This is a genomic window from Phenylobacterium sp. (assembly GCF_046590535.1).
GTDB lineage: Bacteria > Pseudomonadota > Alphaproteobacteria > Caulobacterales > Caulobacteraceae > Phenylobacterium.
This window is the reverse complement of the sequence record NZ_JBKJTG010000145.1, coordinates 1-4,348: the sequence shown is the minus strand read 5'-3', so window position 1 is coordinate 4,348 and position 4,348 is coordinate 1. Positions and strand designations below refer to the sequence as shown.

The window sequence follows — 4,348 nt, the reverse complement described above, 5'->3', positions numbered from 1 at the left end:
CTGCGACGTCATGGTCTGCATCGGCGCGCGGTTCGACGACCGGGTCACCGGCCGACTGGACGCCTTCTCACCGGGCTCGAAGAAGATCCACATCGACATCGACGCCTCGTCGATCTCCAAGAACGTCAAGGCCGACATCGGCATCGTCGGCGATGCCGGCTCGGTGCTGGAGGACCTGATCGCGGTCTGGAAAAGCCGCAGCATGGCCACCGACCAGGCGGCTCTCAAGGACTGGTGGGCCCAGATTGACCATTGGCGCGCCCGCAAGGGCTTCGCCTATTCGCCTGACAGCAAGCTGATCAAGCCGCAGTACGCCGTCGAGCGGCTGTACGAGCTGACCAAGGACCGCGACACCTACATCACTACCGAGGTCGGCCAGCACCAGATGTGGGCCGCGCAGTATTTCGGCTTCGAGAAGCCGAACCGCTGGATGACCTCGGGCGGCCTCGGCACCATGGGCTATGGCCTGCCGGCCGCCGTGGGCGTGCAGATGGCCCACCCCGACAGCCTGGTCATCGACATCGCCGGCGACGCCAGCGTGCAGATGACCATGCAGGAAATGTCGACGGCCGTTCAGCACGACCTGCCGATCAAGATCTTCATCCTCAACAACGAGTGGATGGGCATGGTGCGCCAGTGGCAGCAGCTGCTGCACGGGGAGCGCTATTCGCACTCCTATTCCGCCAGCCTGCCCGACTTCGTGAAGCTGGCCGAGGCCTATGGCGGCGTGGGCTTCCGCGCCGAGACCCCCGACGAGCTGGACGACAAGATCCGCGAGATGATCGAGGTCCGCCGGCCGGTGATCTTCGCCTGCCGGGTGACCAAGGAAGAGAACTGCTTCCCGATGATCCCCTCCGGCAAGGCGCACAACGAGATGATCATGGCCGAGGAAGCCCGCGACCTGGGCTCGATCATCGACGAGGCCGGCAGGCGGCTGGTGTGATGGGCTAGCGCCCGCCGATCCGCGCCAGGACTTCCGGCAGGATGCGGAACTGCTCCTCCATCAGCTCGTGGCGGAACGCCGCCTCGCCGGCGTCGGCGCCGAGGCGGCTGACGAGGGCTTGGGGCAGGCGAAGCGAGGACACGGCCCGCCATGTTGGCGGCCGGGGCGCCGGATGCAAGGCGCCCCCCGTGGATGGTGGCTGGCTGAGGGGGCGCTCAACTGCTAGTCGTGCGGTCTCCCCTGTCCCTCAGTCTCCGCGCGGAAGCGTAATCTTGTCCGATAACCTGTCCCATCGCCTGCACGGCGGCAGAGCCGCCCACGAACTGAGCGCCAGCCTGTTCGACGCCAGCGAGGATTGCGTGAAGGTGGTCAGCCTCGACGGGGCCGTGCTGGACATGAACGCCAACGGCATCTGCCTCATGGAGGTGGACGACCTTACCGCGCTGCGCGGCCAGCCCTGGGCCTCGCTGTGGCCGGAGGAACACCGCGAGAAGATCGAAACCGCCGTCGCCGAGGCCCGCCAGGGTCGCAGCTCCAAGTTTGTCGCCGACTGCCTCACGGCCAAGGGGACGATGAAGTCCTGGGAAGTGGTCGTCTGGCCGGTGCTGGACAGCGCCCGCCGCGCGACCCAGATGGTGTCGATCTCCCGCGACATCACCGAACGGCTCAGGGTCGAGGCGGACAACGCCCTGCTCACCCGCGAGCTCGCTCACCGGATCCAGAACATGTTCGCCGTGGTTGACGGGGTCATCGGCCTGTCCGCCCGCGGCGCCGTTGAGGCCAAGCCTTTCGCCGACGCCCTGCGCCGCCGCGTCGTCAGCCTAGGCCGCGCCATCGCCTACGTCCTGCCGAACGCGATGATGGGCCGGGAGGAGACCGACGCGACTCGGTCGCTGCACGGCCTGCTGCGCGTGCTCCTGGAGCCCTACGGGGACTTGGTTGGGCCTGGCCGGCGGATCGAGCTTCACGGCGATGATGTCCCGGTCGGCCGCGCCGCCACCACATCCCTGGCCCTGGCGGTCAACGAACTGGCTACCAACGCCCTGAAGTATGGCGCTCTGCAGCACCCTGAGGGCCGCCTCGTGATCACCACCGTCGGCCAGGGCGACGTCGTCGAGTTGCACTGGGACGAGCAGGGCGCCCCCCGCGACGCCACTCCCGCGCCGCGCGGCGAAGCCGGCTTCGGCTCGATCCTGCTGGACAACGCAGTGGCCCGTCAGCTCGGCGGCCAGTTGACCCGCGACTGGGGCGACGCGGGCCTGTCGATGGTCATGCACCTACCCCTGGACCGGCTCGCGAGGTAGGCATATCCGCCCGCACGTCGCGCCGAGGATTTCCGATGACCGACCCCCAGCCCGCCTCCGTCTATGATCTGGCCCACGACGTGGCGCCGGAGAGCCTGGCGACCTTCGCCGTCATGGTGGACAACGAACCGGGCGTGCTGCACCGCCTCGTCGGGCTGTTCGCGGCGCGCGGCTACAACATCGAGAGCCTGACGGTCGCCGAGACCGACCGCAACGCCCACACCAGCCGGGTCACCATCGTCACCCGCGGCACGCCCCAGGTGCTGGGCCAGATCCAGGCGCAGCTGGAGAAGATGGTCTCAACCCGCCACGTCCAGGACGTCACCCGCGACCCCAACGGCCTCGAGAGGGAGCTGGCGCTGGTCAAGGTCCGGGGATCGGGGCCCGAGCGTGTGGAGGCCCTGCGGGTCTCCGACATCTTCCGCGCCAAGGTGATCGACACCACCCACGAGAGCTTCGTCTTCGAACTGACCGGACAGCCCGCCAAGATCGACAGCTTCGTGGACCTGATGCGGCCTCTCGGCCTCGTGGAGGTCTCCCGCACCGGGGTGCTCTCCATCCAGCGTGGCGTCGACGTCTTCTAGCGGTTGAGGGAACCCCCGGCCCCCGCGGGCTCTATGACCGCGTGACCCGCCGCCTGATCTCCACCCTGCTGATCTCCGCAGCCCTGGCCGCCCCGGCCCAGGCGCAGTTCTTCCGTCGCGCCCCGGCGGCCCAGGTTTCCTCCGCGCCGCCGGGCACACCGCCTTTCGAGGCGGCCATCTGGCCCTTCCCACCTCCCGACCCGAAGAGCTGGTGGGACGACCTGCGGCCCAAGCCCTCCGACGCCACCGATCCGCTGGGCGGACGCCGGGTCGGCCGCGGCGAGCGGCTGATCGCCATCGACAACGGGGTGGACGCCTCCACCTACCGGCTCTGGGGCCTGATGCCCCTGCAGTGGCAACTCGTGCGCGGTGAGGAGATGGTGCTGGAGATGTGGACCAGGCCGTCCACCAGCGTGCGCCAGACCATCACCCGGATCACCGTGCGCCGCGACGGTCGCGCCTTCGTCCAGTCCCGCGCGGGCCTCGCCTGCTGCGATGCCGGCATCGCGCGCCGCATCGGCTTCGACGCCGAGCTGCCGGCCGGTGCGGCCCAGGCGTTTCTGGCGCTCCGCCCCCATCCCATGTGGGGCGCGCCCCGCGAAGTGCGGGTGTTCGACGACAGCGGCGCCACGGAGGCGATCTGCGTCGACGGCACAGCCTATGACCTGACCCTGGTCACCCCCGGCCGCTCGCGGTCGTTGCGGCGGGCCTGCGACAACGCCGAGATCGGCCAGGTGGCCGACGCCCTGGAGCCGACGCTCCGCGCCGCCCTGGGGAACGATCCGCGGTTCGACGCCGTGTTCCCCGGCGGCGCGGACTTCGCCGGCGCCCGCAGCGCCTATCGCGGTCTCACCGAGGACGGCGGCCGCTTGGAGCCGGACCTCAAGGCTCGCCCGCAGCCGCCAGGGTTTGAACCCATGCCCCAGCCTGAGGGCGCTATGCCCTAGGCGCGGACCCCCATCTCGGCGATCTGGCGCGGCCTCACATCGGCCCGGACAGTGAGGAACTGCACCGCCCGGTGGCGGGTCACGCAATCTTGCGGTCCGTCCACGCTTCGCGAACCGCAGGCGCGCCGATTGGTCTTCAATTCCTAACCCTTGGCCCCTATATTGGCTGGGTCGGGTTTCGGCCCGTCTATGGAGATAAACGCGCGCGTAATAAGCGGACTGGACCCGGGTGCGATTCCCGGCGGCTCCACCATCATATGCTTCCGGGGTTATCGCCGGAGATCATGGGGCCGATCAGCATCGACAGACGTCTAAAGGCGTTGCTTTCTCCCGGCCTGACCCACCGTTTCGGGTCTTTAACTAACTGCGAACGATAACTTCGCTGAGGAAATCCGTCTCGCTGCGTAATGCGGTGCGATGAAATTCCGACCTAAGTCCTAGGGGTTCAGATCCTTAGGCGGGGCTCGGAGGGCGCCTGCCAACAGAAGCCCTCCACCTTCTCCAGTCTCAGTCGAAATTCGCGGGTCTTGCGCCGCCGCAGACGGCTTCGCGGGCGGCGGGCAGGAAGAT

5 protein-coding genes and 1 other RNA gene are annotated in these 4,348 nt (G+C 68.6%); 5 read left to right on the top strand and 1 reads right to left on the bottom strand.

What is annotated here, in order from left to right; translation table 11 throughout:
• On the top strand, positions 1 to 943 hold a 943-nt coding region (locus ACLL81_RS08840), incomplete at its 5' end, for a thiamine pyrophosphate-dependent enzyme (RefSeq protein ID WP_411287974.1).
• A gap of 4 nt (positions 944 to 947) precedes the next feature.
• On the opposite strand, the gene ACLL81_RS08835 is transcribed toward ACLL81_RS08840, so the two are convergent.
• Entirely contained in the window at positions 948 to 1,085 is a 138-nt protein-coding gene (locus tag ACLL81_RS08835) for a hypothetical protein (RefSeq protein WP_411287973.1), read from the bottom strand.
• Between the two features lie 130 nt (positions 1,086 to 1,215).
• Here ACLL81_RS08835 and ACLL81_RS08830 point away from each other — a divergent pair, with 130 nt between their 5' ends.
• From ACLL81_RS08830 to ssrA, 4 genes are all read left to right on the top strand, one after another.
• A complete protein-coding gene (locus tag ACLL81_RS08830; RefSeq protein ID WP_411287972.1) occupies positions 1,216 to 2,247 on the top strand; it encodes a PAS domain-containing protein in 1,032 nt (343 codons plus the stop codon).
• Between the two features lie 35 nt (positions 2,248 to 2,282).
• Positions 2,283 to 2,831: an acetolactate synthase small subunit gene (gene ilvN / locus ACLL81_RS08825; RefSeq protein ID WP_411287971.1), complete on the top strand. Its 549-nt coding sequence runs from the start codon at positions 2,283 to 2,285 to the stop codon at positions 2,829 to 2,831.
• Positions 2,832 to 2,872: 41 nt separating this feature from the next.
• Positions 2,873 to 3,778, top strand: coding sequence for a hypothetical protein (locus ACLL81_RS08820; protein WP_411287970.1), 906 nt, complete (start codon positions 2,873 to 2,875; stop codon positions 3,776 to 3,778).
• Between the two features lie 131 nt (positions 3,779 to 3,909).
• Positions 3,910 to 4,275, top strand: a transfer-messenger RNA (tmRNA) gene (gene ssrA, locus ACLL81_RS08815).
• The last annotated feature ends 73 nt before the right edge of the window (positions 4,276 to 4,348 follow it).

Coding starts and splice junctions, on each gene's coding strand:
- ilvN (WP_411287971.1), top strand. CDS start 2,283: ATGACCGACCCCCAGCCCGCCTCCGTCTATGATCTGGCCCACGACGTG.